This window comes from Noviherbaspirillum sp., assembly GCF_036846085.1.
Classification (GTDB): Bacteria; Pseudomonadota; Gammaproteobacteria; order Burkholderiales; family Burkholderiaceae_D; genus Noviherbaspirillum.
Genome location: NZ_DAIUCO010000352.1, coordinates 1 through 4,345 on the forward strand (window position 1 = coordinate 1; position 4,345 = coordinate 4,345).

Consider the following 4,345-nt stretch of genomic DNA (forward strand, 5'->3'; position numbering starts at 1 on the left):
GCCGATCCAGCCTTGGCCGTTTTGCTGCCCGCGGTCTTGGTCTTGACCGGAACCGGCGCCTTCTTGCCGGTATCCTTGGAAGCAGCTGTTTTGGTAGCGGATCTTGTAACGGTTGCGTTCATAATATCCTCGTTCAATGAACTGCCCGACATGGCGTGATCCCGCTCGGCATTACGCTTTCTTGGCGCGCTTGCTGCGGCATCAATCGACTTGATCGAACACGCGTAGGGCATAGGCCTACGCCAGCGTTGTCATACCCTCCATTATTGAAAAACAGGTAACAAACGATATTAGTTTATACCAAACACTGTTCCAGACCGCGAATAAAAGTTTCCTGGGGGAGATTTTTGCCGATAAATACCATCTTGCTGTATCTGGGTTCGGAATCCGGCCATTTTGCGCCGAGATCCGTCCCCATCATCTGATGGACGCCCTGGAACACCACCTTGCGATCACCGCCGTTCATCCACAACACGCCCTTGTAGCGGAGCATGCGCGGGCCATATACCTGTACCAGTCCGCCGAGGAATTCATCGAGTCTCGCAGGATCAAAAGGACGGTCGCTTGTGAAGGCGAACGCGGCGATGTCGTCCGAGTGATGCGCATGATGGTGATCGTGGTGCGCATGCTCATGTCCGCACGCATCGTCACATTCGTGGCCGTCGTGATCATGGTCGTCATGTTCTGCATGGCCTGCAGCAGCGAGAAAGTCCGGGTCGATTTCCAGCTTGTCGTTCAAGTTGAAACCACGCAGGTCCAGCACTTCGGAAATCGGGACCTTGCCGAAGTCGGCTGTGCCGACAGGCGCACGCGGATTGATCCGCTTGAGGCGATCGGTCAACCCGCGCACGCCGGACGGATCGACCAGGTCGGTCTTGGACAGCAGCAGCTTGTCGGCGAAACCGACCTGGCGCTGCGCTTCCTCATGTTCGTCCAGTTGCTGCATTCCGTGTCTCGCATCCACCACCGTCACGACCGCATCCAATAAGTAATGCATCGCCACTTCTTCGTCCATGAAGAAGGTTTGCGCCACCGGCCCCGGATTGGCAAGGCCTGTGGTCTCGATGACGAGGTGATCGAAGTCGAGCAGGCCGGCGTTTCGCTTCTGTGCCAGCGCGGTCAGGCCGACAATCAGATCGCCGCGCACGGTACAGCAGATGCAACCGTTGCTCATCTCCACGATTTGCTCATTGCTGTCCTGTACCAGGATCTCGTTGTCGATATTTTCCTGGCCGAACTCGTTCTCGATGACGGCAATCCGGAAGCCGTGCGGCTCCCGCAGGATGCGATTGAGGAGAGTGGTCTTGCCGGCTCCGAGAAAACCGGTGAGGATGGTAGCGGGAATCAGTGCCATGATGATCAGGGAATGTTGGAACGTTTCGCCGGCGTGTCGACTGCACTTAATGTGCGCAGTCGGCGCACCAGCCCTTGATGGTGAATTCGATGTCGTGACTGCGAAATCCCTTGCCCAGCGTTTGCTGGAGCGCGCGATGCAGCAGCTCCGGTTCGCCGATGCTCTCGAGGCAGAACACCTTGGCGCAACGGGTGCATTTGAAGTGACCATGCTGCTGGTGATGCGGTACCTGTCCTTCGTTGCCCGGGCCAACCGGAATGTCGGCATGCTCGGCGCCGGCGCTGTAGCGGAACACGCGATCGTCGCCGGCGATCTTGTGCGCCAGTCCGGCATCGGTCAGGCAGTCAAGCGCCCGGTACAGCGTAACCCTGTCCATATCGGACAGGGTGTCCTGCACATCCTGATGCGTGAATGCCCGCTCGGCGCCCAGCAGCGCTGCCAGCACCTTGATGCGTGCGGCAGTAATGCGCACCGAGGACTGGCGCAGTTGCGCTTCAGCGAGTGCCAGCGCCTGCGGCGCATCCGGTTTGCGGATCGGCTGGGCGGAATGGGTGGATGCTTTTGCTTTCATGTCGTCCGGCGGTGCCAAATTGAAGCAGTCGGTTAATTATGCCGCAATTATGCAATTGAGTTGCATATTCGTGGGTTTTCAGGGTTTCTGCAGCATCAGGCCCTTCAGGTATTCGCCCTCAGGGAAGCTGGTGGTCATCGGATGGTCGGCCCCGGCGGACAGCCGGCGGACAATACGCGCATCCACCCTGGCATCGTTCACGGCGCCGGCCACGATTTTCTGGAACAGGTCGGCACTGATTGCACCCGAGCAGGAATAGGTGAACAGCAAACCGCCTTCACGCAGCAGTTGCATGCCCAGCAAATTGATATCTTTATAGGCGCGCGCAGCCCGTTCGACATGATCCGGCGACGATGCGAACTTGGGCGGGTCCAGAACGATCAGGTCGAACGTTCGTCCCTGTTCACGCAGGGCGCGCAGGGTCTTGAACACATCCGCATCGCGCCACTCCGCCAGGTTGGAATCGAAGCCGTTCAGTGCCATGTTCCGCTTGCCGGTTTCCAGCGCGTCAGCCGATGAATCGATTGACAATACACTCGCAGCGCCGCCCTTCAGCGCCGCCAGCGAGAAGCCGCCTGTATAGCAGAAACAATTGAGGACGTGGCGTCCCGCCGCCTGTTCCATCACCAGCCTGCGATTGTCGCGCTGGTCGATATAGAAACCGGTTTTGTGTCCGTGCTTGATGTCCACCGCATAGCGCACGCCATTTTCGACGACATGGGTTTCCGCCCCCGGCTCGTCGCCCGCCAGGACGCCGGTGACCAGGGGCAGGCCTTCGCGTTCACGCACCGATGCGTCCGAGCGCTCGTAGACGTTCGGACAGCCTGTTTCCGACATCAGCGCCTGCACGATGGGCGTTTTCCATGCTTCCACGCCAGCGGATTGGAACTGGCAGACCAGCGTGCCCTGCTTGCCGGCATACCAGTCCACCACCAGGCCGGGAAAACCGTCAGCCTCCCCGAATATCAGGCGGATCGCATCGGTATCGCGCACGCTCAGGTTCCGGTAGGCGAGCGCGTTTCTGATGCGGCGCTTGATCAGCGCATGGTCGATCGGCTCGTTCTGATCGAAACTCCAGGCGCGGGCACGGATCTGCGACTTTGGGCTGTACGCGGCGCGTGCCAGAAACTGCCCGGACGACGATTGCACGACGGCGGTCGCGCCGGATTTCGCCTTTTCCTCCGGCTTGCCTTCGATACGGTCGATGGCGCTGGCGAAGACCCATGGATGTCGGCGCAACAGGCTTTTTTCCTTGCCTGGTTTTAATGTAATGGTCAGCATGATGAAAATTCTATATGTCCAGTGCGGCCGGAACGCCGTCCATGCGCGCCTGGTGGTGAAAAAGCGGTGCGTTAGCCTGAAGAATCTTTCTTCTTCGCCCGCGGATGCGCCGCGTCGTAGACCTGCGCCAGTCTCTGGAAATCCAGCGAGGTATAAATTTGCGTCGCCGCAATCGATGCATGGCCGAGCATTTCCTGCACTGCGCGCAGGTCGCCGGACGATTGCAGCACATGGGATGCAAACGAATGCCGCAGCACGTGCGGATGCACATCCGCCGGGATGCCGAGCGCGTGCGCATGGGCTTTCAATCGTTTCTGCAGCACCCGCGGCGACAGGCGGGTGCCGCGCTCGCTCAGGAACAGCGGGTGCGGATCCGCTTTCACGAGCGTTTGCCGCACCGCCAGCCACGATGCCACCGCCTCCAGTGCGGGGCGGCCGACCGGCACGCTCCGTTGCTTGCCGCCCTTGCCGGTCACGATGACTTCCTGCGCATCGGCATCGATCCATCCGGCGGACACATAAACGCCTTCCTTGACAAAGCGCACATCAAGCGATGTCAGTTCCGACACCCGCAGGCCACTCGAATAGAGAAGTTCAAACATCGCCCGATTGCAACGCTGGCTTGGAGAATCCGCTTGTTTGCCAGGATTGCTTTCGGAGACGACGCGCACCGCGTCATCCGCCGACAATGCTTTCGGAAGCGGCTTATTGCGCTTCGGCGCCTTGACGCCTTCCACCGGGTTCGATGCAAGCGAGCCGTGTTCCGCCAGCCATTCGAAAAAGCCCCGCCACGCAGACAGCTTGCGCGCGATCGAGCGCGCGTTCAAGCCTTTCGAATGCAACTGGGCCGCAAACTTACGGATGTGGAAATGCGTAACCGATGCGAGCGGAGTGGTGGGCAGCGATTCGGCAAAGCCGATCAGTTCGGCCAAGTCCCGCCCGTAGCCATCCAATGTATGGGGTGAAAGCTTGCGCTGCGTGCGCAGGCTTTCAAGGTAGGCGGCAATGTTCTGGCGGTCGGTGCTCGTGTTCAATAGATTGCCTAAATAGATTGCCTATTCAGCGCCTGGCCCGGTCAGGCATTTAGAGCGGTTTGCGCCATGGCGCACGGTGCCGCGGGCCGCTTTGGGACGCATGGC

5 protein-coding genes are annotated in these 4,345 nt (G+C 59.8%); all 5 read right to left on the minus strand.

Translation table 11 applies throughout. The annotated features are described in order from the left end of the window. Positions 1 to 233 (minus strand): hypothetical protein (locus V7080_RS24380; protein ID WP_334190967.1); only part of this gene is annotated, 233 nt, incomplete at its 3' end. Positions 234 to 295: 62 nt separating this feature from the next. Further along, on the minus strand, positions 296 to 1,354 hold the full coding sequence (locus tag V7080_RS24385; RefSeq protein WP_334190968.1) for a CobW family GTP-binding protein: 1,059 nt from the start codon (positions 1,352 to 1,354) through the stop codon (positions 296 to 298). A 46-nt stretch (positions 1,355 to 1,400) separates the two neighbouring features. Then, positions 1,401 to 1,925 carry a Fur family transcriptional regulator gene (locus V7080_RS24390; protein ID WP_334190969.1) on the minus strand — a complete coding sequence of 175 codons (525 nt, stop codon included), beginning with the start codon at positions 1,923 to 1,925 and terminating at the stop codon, positions 1,401 to 1,403. Between the two features lie 78 nt (positions 1,926 to 2,003). Continuing rightward, positions 2,004 to 3,206 (minus strand): class I SAM-dependent rRNA methyltransferase, encoded by a 1,203-nt coding sequence (locus V7080_RS24395; protein WP_334190970.1) that lies wholly within the window; start codon positions 3,204 to 3,206, stop codon positions 2,004 to 2,006. A gap of 71 nt (positions 3,207 to 3,277) precedes the next feature. After that, a complete protein-coding gene (gene xerC, locus V7080_RS24400) occupies positions 3,278 to 4,240 on the minus strand; it encodes a tyrosine recombinase XerC (RefSeq protein ID WP_334190971.1) in 963 nt (320 codons plus the stop codon). Positions 4,241 to 4,345 lie beyond the last annotated feature (105 nt).

Coding starts and splice junctions, on each gene's coding strand:
- V7080_RS24385 (WP_334190968.1), bottom strand. CDS start 1,354: ATGGCACTGATTCCCGCTACCATCCTCACCGGTTTTCTCGGAGCCGGC.
- V7080_RS24390 (WP_334190969.1), bottom strand. CDS start 1,925: ATGAAAGCAAAAGCATCCACCCATTCCGCCCAGCCGATCCGCAAACCG.
- V7080_RS24395 (WP_334190970.1), bottom strand. CDS start 3,206: ATGCTGACCATTACATTAAAACCAGGCAAGGAAAAAAGCCTGTTGCGC.